Origin of the sequence: Streptomyces sp. NPDC000345 (assembly GCF_042898825.1) — a bacterium.
Classification (GTDB): domain Bacteria; phylum Actinomycetota; class Actinomycetes; order Streptomycetales; family Streptomycetaceae; genus Streptomyces.
In genome coordinates, this window is sequence record NZ_JBIAZE010000019.1 from 46045 (window position 1) to 60167 (window position 14123).

Sequence of the window (14123 nt, forward strand, 5' to 3'; positions counted from 1 at the left end):
CGTGCTGTGACTCGGCTGACCACCCACCCGCACGCCGGCCCGGACAAGGCTTCCCGCCGACCCGCCGACGGCAGCCGAGGATCCCGCGTCATCGGACGCGCCAACCGGGCAGCGATCCGGCTTTCCACGCGTCTGCAGGAGAGTCTGGAGGAGGCCACCCGCCGTCCGGACCGCGGCGACATCTCCACCACTACCGTCATCATCTGGGTCGCCGCCGTCACCGGCGCCGTCCTGATCGCGGGCACCATCGCCGTCGTGATCGCCAAGTACAACGGCAAGCTCAACGGACTGTGATGTCTGGTCCCGAGCGGCTGAAGGACTGGTGGCAGGGGCGAAGATGGCGCGACGACCGCGGTGACACGGCCATCCAGATGGCGATCATCTTCCCGTTCGTGCTGCTCGCCACCGTTGCCGTGATCCAGGCCTCCATGTGGTACTACGCGCGGCAGATCGCCCTGACCGCTGCCCGTGAGGGCCTCACCGCGGCTCGCGCCTACCAGTCGAGCCCCGCCGACGGTGCGGCCCAGGCACGGGATGTGCTGGGCCGCACCGCGGGTGACAGCCTGAGCGGCTACAGCGTCTTGGCCAGCAGCAACGGGCAGCGGGTGCAGGTGCAGGTGTCCGGCACCGCCATGTCGATGATCCCGGGCATTTCGGGCCTTCAGGTCACCCAGTCCGCGTCCGGCCCGGTGGAGAGATGGACTGTCCCGGGAGGGTGAACCACGTGCGAAACACGGCCCGGTGGGCTCCAAGGCTCCGCAGCGACGAAGGCAGCGCGGCGATTGAGGCTGCCATTGTCCTCCCTGCGCTGATCATGTTCATCTGTATGGCCATCGCCGGCGGACGCATCGTCACCTCCGGCGCGAAGATCGACGCGGCAGCCGAGGACGCGGCACGGGAAGCCTCCATTCACCGCACCGCAGGGTCCGCGCAGAGCGCCGCGCAGGCGGCGGCCGCACAGTCCCTGAACGACCAGGGCATTAAGTGCTCGTCCACCAGTGTCAACATCAACACGGGCGGTCTCACCGTGCCGGTGGGGCAGGTAGGGACGGTCACCGCGACCGTGACCTGCACGGTCAACCTCTCCGATCTGCTGCTCCCGGGCGTGCCAGGAGCCAAGACGCTCACGTCGACCGCCACCTCGGTAGTGGACCAGTACCGCCAGCGGGGGGACTGATGATCTTCCGCCAGAGAGGCCTCCGCCGAACGCTCCAGGATGACCGGGGAGGCGTCACCGTGTTCGTCGCCGTGTGCGTCGTCGCGCTGATCGGGATCATCGGCGTCGCCGTCGACGGCGGCAGCAAGATGCGGGCCACGGAACGCGCCGACTACGTCGCCGGTGAAGCCGCGCGGGCAGGCGGACAGGCCATCGACCCGGCCGAGGCCATCAACGGGACCGCTATCACCGTGAATCCGCAGGACGCACAGGCCGCAGCGCAGGCGTACTTGCGCTCCGCTGGCGCCACCGGCACGGTCAGCGTGTCCGGCGACGGCAAGACCCTCACCGTCGTCGTCACCGGCACGTACGACACGAAGTTTCTGTCGGTGGTTGGAATCGGCTCTCTGTCGGTGACCGGCCATGGCAAGGCCACCCTCCTGCACGGCGTCACCGCTCCCGAAGGAAACTGATGAGCACCACCCCCTCCCCCGCCGCAGCGGCCTGGCGCACCCTGGGCCGGCTCCTCAAAGCAGTCCTGAGTCTGGTGGTCCTGGCCGCCGCTGTCGCCGGACTGCCGCTGCTGCTGGCCTGGGCCACCCCGGTCATCTGGGCTTCCACCCACGACGACCTCACGCACCTGCTGGACCGGCAGGACACGGGCGCGGCGTTCCTGCTGCTGCTCGTCGCGGTGGGGTGGATCGGGTGGGCCCAGTTCGCTTTCTGCGCCGTGCGCGAGCTGATCGCACAGCTGCGGGGCCGGACCTGGCATGCCCCGCGGGGGATGGGCGCCTCGCAGCGCGCCGCGGCCCTGCTGATCGGCAGCATCCTCGTGCTGCTGCCGACGAGTTCGGCGCTGGCCTCCGACGCCCAGGCCGCCCCGGCCACCACAGCGACCCACGTCCCGGGACAGATTCAGACCCAGGCCGAGGCCCGGCAGGCCGCCGAGACCGAGCAGGCCTCCAGGTCCTCGGCGAGCACCTCGGCGAGCACCGCGGCGTCCAGCACGTCGTACACGGTGCGCGAGACACGGCCGGCGGAGAGCCTGTGGGGCATCGCCGAACGGGAGTTGGGCGACGGTGAGCGGTGGCGGGAGATCGCTGCTCTCAACGAGGGCCACACCATGGTCGACGGCACGACCTTCCGTGCGAACAGCTTTCTGCAGCCCGGCTGGCAGTTGAAGATGCCCGACACGTCAACTGGAGTGGGAGGCCCGCGTACGCAGTTGGGTGAGGCTGCGCCAGCTGCCGGCGAGAAGGGCGAGCACGTCGTCACGGTCCACTCGGGCGACTACCTGTCGAAGATCGCGGAGAGAGAACTCGGCGACGGCGACGAATGGCCCGAGCTGTTCAAGGCCAGCCGGGGCCAGGAGCAGCCGCACGGTCTGCCCGCGATCACCGACCCGAACGTCATCTATGCAGGGCAGCAGGTCACCGTGCCCGGCGCCCAGCCCGGCCAGCCGTCCCAGGACCGTGACCAGGGTGATGAGGCGGGCAGCCAGGAGACCACTCCCCCGACCAGCCAGAAGCCGGGCGCGGGCGCCGAGCAGCCGCCCGCGCCGAGCCAGACCACCACACCCGCACCCCAGTCGTCGGCCCCCAGCGCACCGGCCAGCCGCCCTGCCGAGCAGCCCGGACAGGATCAGGCATCGCCGTCGGCAACGGCCTCTGCTACCCCGCAGCCCAGCGTCAGCGCGTCGCCCTCTACCGCCTCCCCGCCGGCGTCGGCTGAAGCGTCCGGCTCCGCTGCCGGCTCCTCCCCCGCCGCCACGGCGTCCCAGACCCCAGCGACGGCTCCGGCAAGCAGCCCGCTGAACCTGCGCACCGTTCTCGGTGCCGGCGCACTGCTGGCGGCCGCCATCACCGGTGCGCTCGCCCTGCGCCGTACGCTGCAGCGCCGCCGCCGTAAGCCCGGCGAGAAGATCGCCATCGCGTCGGAGACGTCCGCGGCAGAGGCCCAGTTGGCGGCTGCCGCCGAGCCGGGCGGCGCTGCCCGTCTGGACGTGGCGCTGCGGACGCTGGCCCACCAGGCGGCCCAGGAGGAGGACGCGATCCTGCCGCCGCTGCGGGCGGCGCGGATCGGCACCCGCACGGTGGAGGTATTGCCCGAGGATCTCACTGCGGACCCTGCGGCGCCCTTCGTGGCTGGGCAGGGCGGATGGTGGGCCCTGCCCTCCGATGCCGTCCTCCTGGACGAGGATGCCGCCCGCGAGGTGCCGGCACCGTATCCGGGGCTGGTCACGATCGGCAGTACCGAGACGGGTGATCTCCTGCTGCTCAACCTCGCCGGGCTGCCCGCGCTGCTGCTGGACGGCAACCCCGTCCACATCACCGAGGTGTGCACCTCGCTCGCGCTGGAACTCGGCATGAGCCCGTGGGCCAGCGAAGTCGAGGTCGTCACCGTCGGGTTCGGCGAGGATCTGCCGCAGCTGCTGCCCACCGCGCGGATCGCCCACATGCGCCAGGCCGCGCACGCCCTGCGCGATCTGAGCGAACGGCTGCTGGAGGCGCACCAGATGCCCGAAACCGGGCATCAGCCGTATCTGCTGCTGTGCGCGTCGTCTCTGGACGCGGACATGGCCTGGCAGTTCGCCGATGTCATCGACAAGGCGGGCACGGTCCCCGTCACTCTGATCGCTCCCGCGAGTACGGCGGCCGCGCACTTCCCCGAGGCAGAAATCCTCAACGCCTCCCTCCACGAACCGCAGAACCTCGACTACGCCGGCGTGGACATCACGGTGCAGCGCCTGGAACACGCTGCCTACCTGCAGATCACCACGGCACTGAAGGTGTCTGGGCAGGCGTCCCACCCGGCCGAGGGGCCCTGGCAAGACGTCCCGGACGAGCCCGACCACATGCAGCAGCCCGAGCAGACCGCGCCGGAGGAGCCGACCGCGGCCGCGGCCGCCGCCGTCCCGAGTGTGTCGCTGGCGGCGGCATCCGACGCGGGCAGCGGCGTGTTCCCGGCGCTGCTGGCCGCTAGCGCAGATCCGTCCGGACTACGGCTCCTGCCCACCGCCACGCCCGCGACTGCGGCAGGCGACGATCCCGGCCCGGGCACCGAGGCAGTGCCTTCGCCCCCGGCTCCCGTACTCCCTGCCGCGGCGGAGACCACTGCCGGCGACGAGGCCCCGGAGGCCGACGCCGCTGAGGCCTCGCTCGAGGAACGCGAAGGGCCGGAGGCGGAGGAGTGCGAGGCGCATGACCTGCACGCGCCGGAGATCAGGGTGTTGGGCCCGGTTGAGGTGACCGGCGTGGACAGCACGGGCCACGGTCCGCGGATGGCGCAGCTCGCAGCATTGCTCTTCTTCCGGCCCGGCCGGAGTGCAGACGTGCTGTGCTCCGACATGGATCCCGTCAGCCCCTGGTCCTCGAGCACCCTCAACGCCCGCTTGCAGGGCCTGCGTCGCTCACTGGGCAACGACCCCGCCGGCAACCCCTACGTGCCGCGCCGCAGTTCCGGTGAGGATCCGTACCAGCTCGCCCCCGGGGTGCGCTGTGACTGGAGCCGCTTCCTGCAGCTCGTCGAACGCGCTCTCCCGTTGGGTCCCTCCGGCCTGACCGATCTGGAGAAGGCGCTCACGTTGGTGCGCGGCCGGCCGTTCGGGGGCAAGGCCCTGCCCTGGGCTGAGCCCTACCAGCAGGAAATGGTCACGCGCATCATCGACGTGGCACACACGGTGGCCACCTACCGCACGCCTGCGGGCCCGCACCACGACCTCAGCGCGGCCCGCCAGGCCGTCGCGACCGGTCTCGACGTAGACGACACCGCTGAGCTCCTTTATCGGGACTGGCTCAGGATCGAGTATGCGGCCGGGAACCGGCAGGGGCTTCACATGGCCATCTCCCGCGTCCAGCAGGTCAACCGGGCGCTCGACTGCTCGCTGGAGATGGAGACTACGCAGCTCATCAACGAGCTCCTCAACGGCTCGGGCACGGCCGTGCGCAAGGCCCTCTAGCCGGCGGTTCCGCAGATGCACAGCGCGTCACTGCCCGCTGGAGGCGATGTCGCGGGCTGCGTACGCCAGGAGTTCCTTGATGGCTGCCTCGTTGGAGGCCGGAGGGCGTTCACGCCATTCGGCCAGCGTGTCGCGGACGGTCTGCGCAACGGCCTTGGCGTGCTGCGCAAGGTCGTTGTCGAGTGCCGCCGTGTCCCCGCTGGTGGTTCGGCCCGTGATGACGATGGGGCCGGCCAGCGGGTACAGGGGCATGCCGCGCCAGGCACTGGCGAGGGCCCATGCGGCCAGGTTCTGGGGAAATCCGAGCTTCAGCCCGTTGCCGTGAATGTGCAGAACGGCCCGCCGGTGGTAGACCCCTTGGTCGACGGCGTCGGATCCGACGTGTTCCTGGATCGCGATGTGCGCATCGGTAGCGGGCAGGTTGAGGTCCGTGACCGTGGCGTCCGGGTCGATGCGCAGTGCGTACATGGGTCCTCCTCGTCGGTTCACGGGTGGGGCTGCGCAATGCGCAAGGGTGCGGTGCGCACGCCTGCGCAATGATCGCGATGTCTGCGCAATGCAGTGCTGACCTGGTGTTTCTTCTGATTGCGCAGCCTGCTGGGCATGACGGGGAAACGGGGTATCCAGCCGGTGCGCGGTGACGGTCCTACTGCTGCGCTTCGGAGTGGTGGCGGATGAGTGCCTGCCAGCGGCGTTCGAAGTCGGCGGCGTTCTCGGCGACGTAGTCGGCGGTGATGGGCTTGTTGTACTGCGCAGTGATCCCGTGGGCTGCGCACTCCTGCGCAACGGCGTCGAAGGTCGGCTTGTCACTGCGCACCCGGTGCTCGGCCCAAAGGCTGTAGACCCGGAACGGCAGCAGGTAGCGCCGCAAGGTGGAGGGGCTCACGGGCTTCCCGCCACGGCCGTAGAGGCCTTTGCTGGCCAGGAACTCAGACAGTTGCTCGGCCTTCTCCGGTTCGGCACCGGTCTCGGCCTGGTACTCCATCCACGCCAGGTAGTAGCGGTCGACGGTGGTGAGGGCGACGGGCTCCCCCGCGACGGCGTCCTCGTCCGGAGACTGGTCATCGATGGCGGCGCTCACGCGCGGGGTGCGTTGCTCCTTGGCGGCCTGGGCGCCCGCGCCTGCGGGCGCCTCTTCGGGTTCCTCTTGGGACGGGAGGACCTCTTCGGCAGCCGGCTCGTCAGGGTCGGCGGCTACATCGCCGGCGGGCGGTCCGCTGCTGCCGATCTCACGCTCCTCAAAAGTTGTGACGAAGGATGCCAGGTCCTCGCCGGTGATCGGCCGGCCGCCGTCTCCAGTGATGGCGTCCCGCTCGTACACGTACGCAGCAAGAGCGGCGGCATTCGGATATGTGCCGAACTCCTGCGCGTAGTTGCGCCAGGCGCTGTGGAAGTAGTCGTACCACTGGTCGGCTGGCTCCGCTCCGGTGCCAGCGGGTTCTTGGCTAACGAGCGCATAGCGTTTCTGCAGGACCCGGAGCAGGGGCTGCACCTGGTCCTCGGAGAGCGGGTCCCCGGATCCCGTGGAGATGCCGTAGGTGTCGCGGAGCCAGGCGGCCCACTGCGTTGGGGACGGCTCGGCCTGGAACTGGGCGAGGAACGCCTGGTAGGCCTCGGCGAACCGATCGGCCGCTTCCTCGGTCGATTCCTGCCGCTCGGCCGGGCGCCCGGGCACAGGGGTTGGGACGGTGTCCTGGACCGGCTTCGGCTCTGCGCTCTCCAGCTCGGCCGCTCCCTGCTCCCGCGGTGCCGCGGTCTCGAGGACGGTGTCTTCCGCCGGGGCCGCTGCGGGGACCCGCTCGACGGTGAACTGGATCGGTGGCTCCTCGATGCCGGCGGCGGCGAGACCGGCGAGCGCGGTCTCGGCGAGCGGGACGCCGTACCGGGCAAGCCGCAAGGGCATCAACGCCTCGACGGGGGCCTTGCGACGCCAGGCTCGGCCGAAGCGGGAGCGGAGGCTGGCCTGGTAGACCAGACGCTCCTGCTCCAGCTTGATGACTTGTTCGTAGGAGCGGAGCTCCCACAGCTTCATGCGGCGCCAGAGCAGGAACGTGGGCACGGGCGAGAGGAGCCAGCGGGTGAGACGGACGCCTTCCATGTGCTTGTCGGCGGTGATGTCGGCGATCCGGCCGATCGCGTGCCGCGCGGCCTCGACAGCAACGATGAACAAGATCGGGATCACCCCGTGCATGCCCACGCCCAGCGGGTCCGGCCAGGCAGCCGCGCCGTTGAACGCGATCGTCGCCGCCGTCAGCAGCCATGCTGTCTGGCGTAGCAGCGGGAACGGAATCCGGATCCACGTCAAAAGGAGGTCCAGGGCGAGCAGGACACAGATACCCGCGTCGATGCCGATCGGGAAGACGTAGGAGAAGTTCCCGAAGCCCTTCTGGATGGCCAACTTACGGACGGCCGCGTACGAACCCGCGAAGCCGATCCCGGCGATGATGACTGCACCGGTGACGACCACGCCGATGAGGATCCGGTGTGCTCGAGTCAGCAGGATCCGGTTCCCCCTGCCCGGCCGGCGTATCTCGCCGCTCCCCGTGCTCACGTCCCACTCCCCTGTCTCGCCTCACAACTGAGCTGTTCTCACACTCCCACGGCGTGGGTCGGGTTGTGGCCCTTCGGGATCGGCTCTGGGCGGATCGTCCGCGAAAAGTGATCATTGAGTGCCATCTGCGGTGGTGTGCAGTTGGCGCTCGGGGTCCGTGCTGTCGGGCTTGCCGACAACAGTGCGGCGCCTGTCCCCAGGCTGAGGGGTCAGGCGCCGCGCGTGCACGATATTCCGTCGGAATAAGCTCATCGCTTCCGCGTGGAGTTGAGGCGTGGGATGCCGAGGGCGTCTGCAACAGCAGCGATGTCCTGGAGTGCCTCGTTGCGGGGGTCAAGGAATCGCAGCGGGCGCTGCGTGACGATGGTGTCCTTGAAGCGCTGCTTGCGGCGGATGATGGGCAGCAGCTTGGTGTTCCAGTCCGGATTGCCGCGGATGGCCTTGATGGCATCGTCTGCGACAGCTCCGCCGCTGCGACGGATGTTGCCTTGGGCGTCCATAGGGATGTTGGTGGCGAGGATGTGCTGGACCTCGGTCTTGAAGCCGAAGCGGCGGAACTTCCGCGCTCCCTTGTCCAAGGTGTCTTCGAGGTCTTGCAGGCCGATGATGTATTTGAACTCGTCGGCGACGCATCCGATGACCTCCGGGCCGACCATAGCGATCGACAGCAGAAGAATCCCGAGTGTCGGACCGCAGTCGAAGAACAAGATGCTCCAGCGGCCTGGGGGCAACTGCTCGTCCAGGACGTTCTGCAGCCACAGCACACCGGCAGGGTCGAGGCCAAGGTTGACTTCCGCATCCGCCATCTCTGGCGTCCCGAGGATGAGGTCGAGGTTGGGGATACGGCGGAACGCGTCGTCGTCTTCGCCTTCACCGATGCGGTAGCGGGCTGGCACGACGGCTTCCTCAAGCCGGTGCTTACCTTGCAGGACATCGAAGATGGTCGGCTGGCCCTCGGGTGGGTCCTGGTAGCCGAGGATGTGGGACGCGGTGCGCTGGGGGTCGAAGTCGGCGACGGCTACGGAATGCCCTCGCCCGGCAGCCTCAACGGCGAGGTTGATGACGTCCTGAGTCTTGCCCGCGCCACCGGCAATGACAGAGCAGGCGAAGATGCGCGGCTCTTCGGGTGCCTGGGTGGTCCTAGAGGTTGGCAATGGATCTCCTGAGGGTCGTGCTGGGGCGCCCCCGTATTCCGTCGGAATACCGCTGCCTCAGCGAGCGCGGTATTCCGACGGAATACGAGCCTGCCTCACTTGCCGCCGAGGCGGTCCTGTTCCCACTCGGTGGGCTGATAGTTGACGGCGGACTTGAGGTGGGCGAGGTAGTCACGGTCCTGGGCATCCCAGGGGCGGCCGGCGGCCGAGGCGCGCTGCTCGGCTACGGCCAGGGCGACGGCCAAGGCGACGTGAGCAGTCAGCTTTGCGTCGCCGGATGCGGACACCTCCGCGAAGTATTTGTCTGGCTTCGCTGCATCGGGCCCAATGGGCTTGGCGCTTGACCGGAGCCACTCGTGGGCCGTCTCCCGCGCGGCCATGCTCGGGGCAGCGAGAAGGGCGGGGGCGAAGATGCGCAGGGTCTCCCGGGGGTTCGAGGGGACTCCCAGTTCCAGGACGGTGCGGCAGGCCTGCACTCGCAATTGTGCCGCTTCGGCGCTGGGATCGGGTTCCGGTTCCTTTTGCTCCTCGGGCTTGGTCCGCCCGGTCTGCTGGTCGGAGGCGCCGAGTTCAGAGCTGCTTGGCGTTTTCTCTTCAGGGTTGCCACCCGTTGCCGGGGCTCCCTCGGGTCCTGGCTCGTCGGGGGAGTGCTTCTGCTGCTGCGGGACGGGGGGAGCCGGCTTGGTCTTGGCCTTGGCCTTGGTCTTGGAGGGTGTGGGTGCTGGCGGTGACAGAACCCTGGCGGCGGCGAAGGCAGCCTTGATTCCCTCTTCCTTCATGACCAGCCAGGCCTGCAGCAGCTGCTCCCGAGTGGTGAGCCTGTCGAGCAGGATCTCTGCCTCGCTGACAGCGAGTCCGTCCATGACGGCCTTTTGTAGTTCGCTGGGCAGCTTCAGGAGCTTGATCCGGCGCGAGATGTGAGGCTGCTTGCAACCGGTCTGTGCGGCGACCTCCGCTTGAAGCATCCCGTCGTCGAGCGCCCCTTGGAAGCCCAAGGCCTCTTCGATCGGGTTGAGGGGGATCCGTCGCATGTTTTCGGGCAGGCCGAGGAGTCGAGCCCTGGGGATCTTCGAGTTCGTGACTTTGCAGGGAGCAGTGTCGTGGCCGGCCCGGGCCAGCGAGATCGCCCTGTTGTGCCCGATCAGGGTGACGTAGTCCCCCGCCGGGACCGATCCCAGTTTGTCTTCCAGCTCGTCGAGCTTCTCCGGCTGCGTCTCAGCAAGGCGGGCACGCCAGTACTCGAGGAACCCTTCGACCTCAGCAACCGACAGGTCCTGCAGGACTCCGCCTTCTGCCTTGATCGACTCGGTGAGGTCGTCGATGTCCTCGTCCCGGTAGACGAGGCGGGGATTGAAGGGGTTGGGGTGGAGTTGCTCAAGGGGGATTTCGATGACCTCAACGGCATCAGGGTCATCCCAGATGCTTCGGGTCTTCTTCTTCCTGCCGAAGGTCATCGTGGGCCCGGAGGCTCCAGCGGCCATGAGGGGTACTCCTGAGACGAAAGGGTGCTAACTGCAGGTGACCCTAGCGGGCTGGTAGCCAGGTCCTCGCCAACGGGGCGGTATTCCGTCGGAATATCCGAGACTTCGGGGCGATCTATACGCCCACTTTTGGTAGCTCTTGTCTCGTTGTGTCCGCGCGTCCAGCATGCTGCCGTGCATCGGCCTGGGGGGACTGATATTCCGTCGGAATACTCGACCGGATGACCTCTCCCTGCGCCGCGTACCGCGCTGGGCGCCAGGGACGACCGCGCCGGAGTTCGGCTACGGCTCGCAGAGAGATCAACAAACACGAAAGGCCCCGCACCCCGGATCTGTGTCCGGGGTGCGGGGCCTCATGGTCACGGTCTGCTGGCTGGACGGGGGGCGCCGGTGGGCTGCCTCGGTTATCCGGCTTCCACGGAGCCGAGGAGGGCGGTGTACGCGATGCAGGCCCTCTTCCAGATGCGGACGGCTTCTTCGTATCCCTCCTGTGCGTGCAGGCGTGCCCAGAGATCAGGGAAGTTGCGTCCGGTGCCGTCCCCGTCTGGGTCGCTGTCCATCAGCGTGGCGAGTTGGTCTGGGTCCCTCGGAAGGTGTGGGTCGAGGTAGTCGAGCCCGGGGAGATGGGGATGCACGGTCACGGTCGTGCCGGGGACGTGTTGGGTGCTGGCCCGCTGCAGACGGAGGCCGGTGGCGATGGACGCGGCCTGGTGGAGGTAGTCGTAGGGGCCGAGGCGTATGTCGGGCAGACCCGGCCGGGCGAGGACGACGGCGTACTGCGCTTCTCGCTCGGACGTCTGGAGACGGGAGGGTCGGGCTTCCCAGGGTTGTGGGGTGAGAGCTTCGCGGAGCCGGAGCGGGTGGTGGGGGTGGCCGCCCTGCGTGACAGCGAGCGTGCTCAGCCGGTGCATGCCGGGCAGAGCGAGGACGTCGGTGACGCGTTCGGGGTGGGCGTGCGTTCCCCACCCCGCGACGAGGGGGCCGCCGGTGTGCTCGGCGACGGCGGCCGCGACGCGGAGATAGGCGGCGTTCTCCCGCCCGACGGGGTCGTCCACCGTTGCGAGGTCGCGGGGCTTGGTGGCCCGCCACGCGTACAGGTTGACGATGAGGAGGGCCCCGCAGCCCCAGCTCTGGGCGTACTTGATGCAGCGCCCGGTGGTGGGGTCGTCCGTGGTCGCGTCAGCGGTGGACGGGTTCAGGAGGACGAAGACGGCGCTCTTTCCTGTGTCTGCCCACTCGCGTGCGAGAAGGTAGCGGTACTGCCCGCAGTCGGACAGGACTGCGGAGCGCCGCACCTCCCTGGGTTTGGCGGGTAAGGGTTTCGCCATCGGTGATCCGTTTCGTGGTCGGAGTGATCTGGTCTTGGGGCCGGGCCGGTGTCCCGCGCGGCGGGGCGGTTTGAGGCGTGGTCCTTCGGGCTGGCCTGTGGTTCAGGTCAGCCGGTCGGCGTGTTGAGGACGCGGGGCAGGTGGACGTGGAGGTGTTCGACCTCAACCCCCAGGCCTTGTTCGCGCAGGTTTCGCGCGAGGAGTTCGGTGAGGCCGCTGGCACGGTGGCGGCCGCCGGCGCACCCGATGGCGATGTGCCGGGGCCCGGCGGGCAGCTGGGCGTAGGCGGTGAGGTTGTCGAGGAGCTCGCGGGCGCCGGGGGTGGCCAGGACGACGTCCTGCACGCGGGGGTTGAGGCCGTCGAGGTCCAGGATGTCGCGGGCGGCGGCCGGGTCGCGGAGGCGGTCGCGGACGTCCTCGATGCGGTCGGCCTGTGGCGGGACCGGGCGGCCTTCCGCGTCCTGGTCGAGGTGGAGGTATCCGAACGACGTGAGCTTGATGCTGCGCTCAGACATGTGGAGGGTCCCTTTGAAGAGGTGGGGGATCAGCGGGCGGCCGGAAACGGAGAGAGGGCCGCCGGCGCGGTCAGTTGGCGGCGTGTGCGGTGGAGGCGAGGAGCGTGGCCAGGGCCCGGGGCTGGTCGGAGGCTTCCAGCGTCCACAGCCGGATGGGCGTCTGGTCGACGGTGGTGTCGATGAATGTCATCCGCCACCAGAGCCAGTCGGGCATGCCGTCCTGATGGGGCTCGGTGGTGCCGTAGGCGCTGGCGCCGGTCCGGTGGGCGGTCGTGTTCAGTGCCTGTGCCCAGGCCTGTAAGGCTGTCCTGTCTTCGACCTGGATCAGGGCTGCCGGTCCGAGGCCCTTCACGTCGGCGGCGTCCACCGACTTCGCGGAGAGGCCGGGGTGGGCGGCCAGTAGAGCGGCGGCCGCGTCGGAGGCCGGAGTGCTGGGGGTGGGAAGGGCGGTGGTCATGGTTCCTCTCGTTGCCGTGGTTCGCGGCGGCCGTCGTCAGGCCGTGGCCGCCGGGGTGGTGGGGTCGGCCGGCGGGGTGCTGGTGGCGGCGGGGGTCGCCTGCCGGGCGCGTTGGGCGTCGAGTTCGGCGTGGCGATGCTGGAGCTGGTCCATGGCCGTGTGGTCGGTCAAAGCCGTGGTGATCAGGTCGCGCTGGTACTCCATTCCCTCGTAGATGCCGCGGTGGTATCGGCAGGAGTCCTGGGCTTCGGCGCAGGCCGGGCAGTCCTCCCAGTCCTGCGGGTCGTACGGCGCCGTCTCCGGTCCGGGGAGTTCCCGCGTCTGTGGGATGGCGGCGGGGGAATGGGGGCTTGTGGTGAACAGGTCCTCCCGCCAGGTGTCCGGCATGGCGCGGAGGAAGTCGGCCAGGGCAGCCGCGATCTGCGGGTAGTGGTCGTAGAGCGATGCCCAGATCCGGCCGGCTTCGTCGGCCGGGTCGGTCTTGGGGGATAGCTCGTAGGCCTCGCAGGCGTAGGCGCGGATCTTCTCGCGGCGCTCCTCCCAGCCGGTGGTGTCGATGCCGGCTTCTACGGCTGCGCCCAGGATGCGGGTGTCGTTGAGGAACTCCGGGGCCAGCAAGGACTTGGCGAGGCTTTCGGCTGCACCGGGGTCCCTGCGGGCGAGCGCGGCGACCGCCTGGTCGGTGAGGTAGGCGCTGTCGCGGGTCCAGATGTCGGCGTTGGTGTAGGCGGTGGAGAGCATGCGGGTGCGCAAGCGGGTGAGCTGGGGGGTGCTGTCCGTCATGGAAGGGCCCTCCTTGGGGGCTGTCTGGTGGGCTGTGCTCAGGGGATGGGCGTCTCTGTCACCGGGCCGTGCTCGGCTACGAGGACCCGCCACCGGATCCACCGTGTGCCGGTGCAGGTCCACCGGGTGGTGCCGCGGGTCCACAGGCGACGGTGCCGGTCGAGGACCGCTTGTACATGGGCGGGTGCTTGGAACGAGCCGGGCCCGTTGGGCCGCCAGGTGCGGGCGGCTGTCGTGCTGCTCAAGTGCTGGCAGCCACGGAGGTGGTGGGGGCAACGATCCGGGCGGACTCCGCGCGCCATGCCTCGCAGTCGCAGAACACCGACCGTTGGGGGTGTACGAGGCAGCCCCGGTGGTAGCGGTCGACTGCAGCGAGCAGTGTCGGGTGCGCGGTGCGGGCGAGACCGACGCTCCCCGTAACGCCGGGGTGGCCGTTCCAGGTGGAGTCAACGTCGAAGCCGCGGCGGCGGAGTTCGTCGGCGAGTGTCTCCAACTCGCCGGGGTCCAGCGGGTTCGCGGGGACGCGGTCGCCGTCGTTGTCGAGTTTGTACTCGACCTTGGAGACATCCACGGATACGACGGGCAGGTTGCGTGCTCCGGTGGGACAGAACCCGTACCAGCGGTTGGCAGCCGGGTGGCCGCGGGTGATGCCGTGGTGCTGCTGGTGGGAGTTGTCGGGTTGCTCTGTCGCGTACAGCCAGTCCAGGCCGGCGGTCAGGATGTCGTCGAGAGTGGTCATG

13 protein-coding genes and 1 pseudogene are annotated in these 14123 nt (G+C 69.3%); 5 read left to right on the forward strand and 9 right to left on the reverse strand.

The features are described from left to right. Positions 1–6 precede the first annotated feature (6 nt). The 5 genes from ACFY30_RS33820 to ACFY30_RS33840 are packed head-to-tail and all read left to right on the forward strand — an operon-like array spanning position 7 to position 5114. Positions 7–294, forward strand: coding sequence for a hypothetical protein (locus ACFY30_RS33820; protein ID WP_390848960.1), 288 nt, complete (start codon positions 7–9; stop codon positions 292–294). Further along, positions 294–719, forward strand: coding sequence for a TadE/TadG family type IV pilus assembly protein (locus ACFY30_RS33825; protein ID WP_390848961.1), 426 nt, complete (start codon positions 294–296; stop codon positions 717–719). Before ACFY30_RS33820 ends, ACFY30_RS33825 begins: the two co-directional genes overlap by 1 nt. Then, positions 698–1177, forward strand: a complete 480-nt coding sequence (locus tag ACFY30_RS33830; RefSeq protein ID WP_390848962.1) for a TadE family protein — start codon at positions 698–700, stop codon at positions 1175–1177. Before ACFY30_RS33825 ends, ACFY30_RS33830 begins: the two co-directional genes overlap by 22 nt. After that, on the forward strand, positions 1177–1629 hold the full coding sequence (locus ACFY30_RS33835) for a pilus assembly protein TadG-related protein (RefSeq protein ID WP_390848963.1): 453 nt from the start codon (positions 1177–1179) through the stop codon (positions 1627–1629). Before ACFY30_RS33830 ends, ACFY30_RS33835 begins: the two co-directional genes overlap by 1 nt. Then, entirely contained in the window at positions 1629–5114 is a 3486-nt protein-coding gene (locus ACFY30_RS33840; RefSeq protein WP_390848964.1) for a hypothetical protein, read from the forward strand. Before ACFY30_RS33835 ends, ACFY30_RS33840 begins: the two co-directional genes overlap by 1 nt. A 27-nt stretch (positions 5115–5141) precedes the next feature. Here the strand turns inward: ACFY30_RS33840 and ACFY30_RS33845 are convergent, their stop codons facing one another. From ACFY30_RS33845 to ACFY30_RS33885, 9 genes and pseudogenes are all read right to left on the reverse strand, one after another. Then, positions 5142–5582: a hypothetical protein gene (locus ACFY30_RS33845; RefSeq protein ID WP_390848965.1), complete on the reverse strand. Its 441-nt coding sequence runs from the start codon at positions 5580–5582 to the stop codon at positions 5142–5144. Positions 5583–6939: 1357 nt separating this feature from the next. Continuing rightward, positions 6940–7617 (reverse strand): annotated as a pseudogene (locus ACFY30_RS33850) (DUF2637 domain-containing protein); the annotation flags it as partial. A gap of 296 nt (positions 7618–7913) precedes the next feature. Further along, a complete protein-coding gene (locus ACFY30_RS33855) occupies positions 7914–8819 on the reverse strand; it encodes a ParA family protein (RefSeq protein WP_390848966.1) in 906 nt (301 codons plus the stop codon). Between the two features lie 95 nt (positions 8820–8914). Then, on the reverse strand, positions 8915–10300 hold the full coding sequence (locus tag ACFY30_RS33860; RefSeq protein WP_390848967.1) for a ParB/RepB/Spo0J family partition protein: 1386 nt from the start codon (positions 10298–10300) through the stop codon (positions 8915–8917). Positions 10301–10704: 404 nt separating this feature from the next. Continuing rightward, positions 10705–11628, reverse strand: coding sequence for a DUF1643 domain-containing protein (locus tag ACFY30_RS33865; protein WP_390848968.1), 924 nt, complete (start codon positions 11626–11628; stop codon positions 10705–10707). Between the two features lie 107 nt (positions 11629–11735). Then, complete coding sequence (locus ACFY30_RS33870; RefSeq protein WP_390848969.1) at positions 11736–12143, reverse strand: hypothetical protein; 408 nt, start codon at positions 12141–12143, stop codon at positions 11736–11738. Between the two features lie 70 nt (positions 12144–12213). Next, positions 12214–12600 carry a hypothetical protein gene (locus tag ACFY30_RS33875; RefSeq protein ID WP_390848970.1) on the reverse strand — a complete coding sequence of 129 codons (387 nt, stop codon included), beginning with the start codon at positions 12598–12600 and terminating at the stop codon, positions 12214–12216. Positions 12601–12636: 36 nt separating this feature from the next. Further along, the gene (locus ACFY30_RS33880; protein WP_390848971.1) at positions 12637–13383 is read right to left on the reverse strand and encodes a hypothetical protein; all 747 of its coding nucleotides are present in this window, start codon (positions 13381–13383) and stop codon (positions 12637–12639) included. A 241-nt stretch (positions 13384–13624) separates the two neighbouring features. Further along, positions 13625–14122 (reverse strand): hypothetical protein, encoded by a 498-nt coding sequence (locus ACFY30_RS33885; RefSeq protein WP_390848972.1) that lies wholly within the window; start codon positions 14120–14122, stop codon positions 13625–13627. Position 14123 lies beyond the last annotated feature (1 nt).

Coding starts and splice junctions, on each gene's coding strand:
- ACFY30_RS33880 (WP_390848971.1), bottom strand. CDS start 13,383: ATGACGGACAGCACCCCCCAGCTCACCCGCTTGCGCACCCGCATGCTC.
- ACFY30_RS33840 (WP_390848964.1), top strand. CDS start 1,629: ATGAGCACCACCCCCTCCCCCGCCGCAGCGGCCTGGCGCACCCTGGGC.
- ACFY30_RS33825 (WP_390848961.1), top strand. CDS start 294: ATGTCTGGTCCCGAGCGGCTGAAGGACTGGTGGCAGGGGCGAAGATGG.
- ACFY30_RS33875 (WP_390848970.1), bottom strand. CDS start 12,600: ATGACCACCGCCCTTCCCACCCCCAGCACTCCGGCCTCCGACGCGGCC.
- ACFY30_RS33870 (WP_390848969.1), bottom strand. CDS start 12,143: ATGTCTGAGCGCAGCATCAAGCTCACGTCGTTCGGATACCTCCACCTC.
- ACFY30_RS33835 (WP_390848963.1), top strand. CDS start 1,177: ATGATCTTCCGCCAGAGAGGCCTCCGCCGAACGCTCCAGGATGACCGG.
- ACFY30_RS33860 (WP_390848967.1), bottom strand. CDS start 10,300: ATGGCCGCTGGAGCCTCCGGGCCCACGATGACCTTCGGCAGGAAGAAG.
- ACFY30_RS33845 (WP_390848965.1), bottom strand. CDS start 5,582: ATGTACGCACTGCGCATCGACCCGGACGCCACGGTCACGGACCTCAAC.
- ACFY30_RS33830 (WP_390848962.1), top strand. CDS start 698: ATGGACTGTCCCGGGAGGGTGAACCACGTGCGAAACACGGCCCGGTGG.
- ACFY30_RS33885 (WP_390848972.1), bottom strand. CDS start 14,122: ATGACCACTCTCGACGACATCCTGACCGCCGGCCTGGACTGGCTGTAC.
- ACFY30_RS33865 (WP_390848968.1), bottom strand. CDS start 11,628: ATGGCGAAACCCTTACCCGCCAAACCCAGGGAGGTGCGGCGCTCCGCA.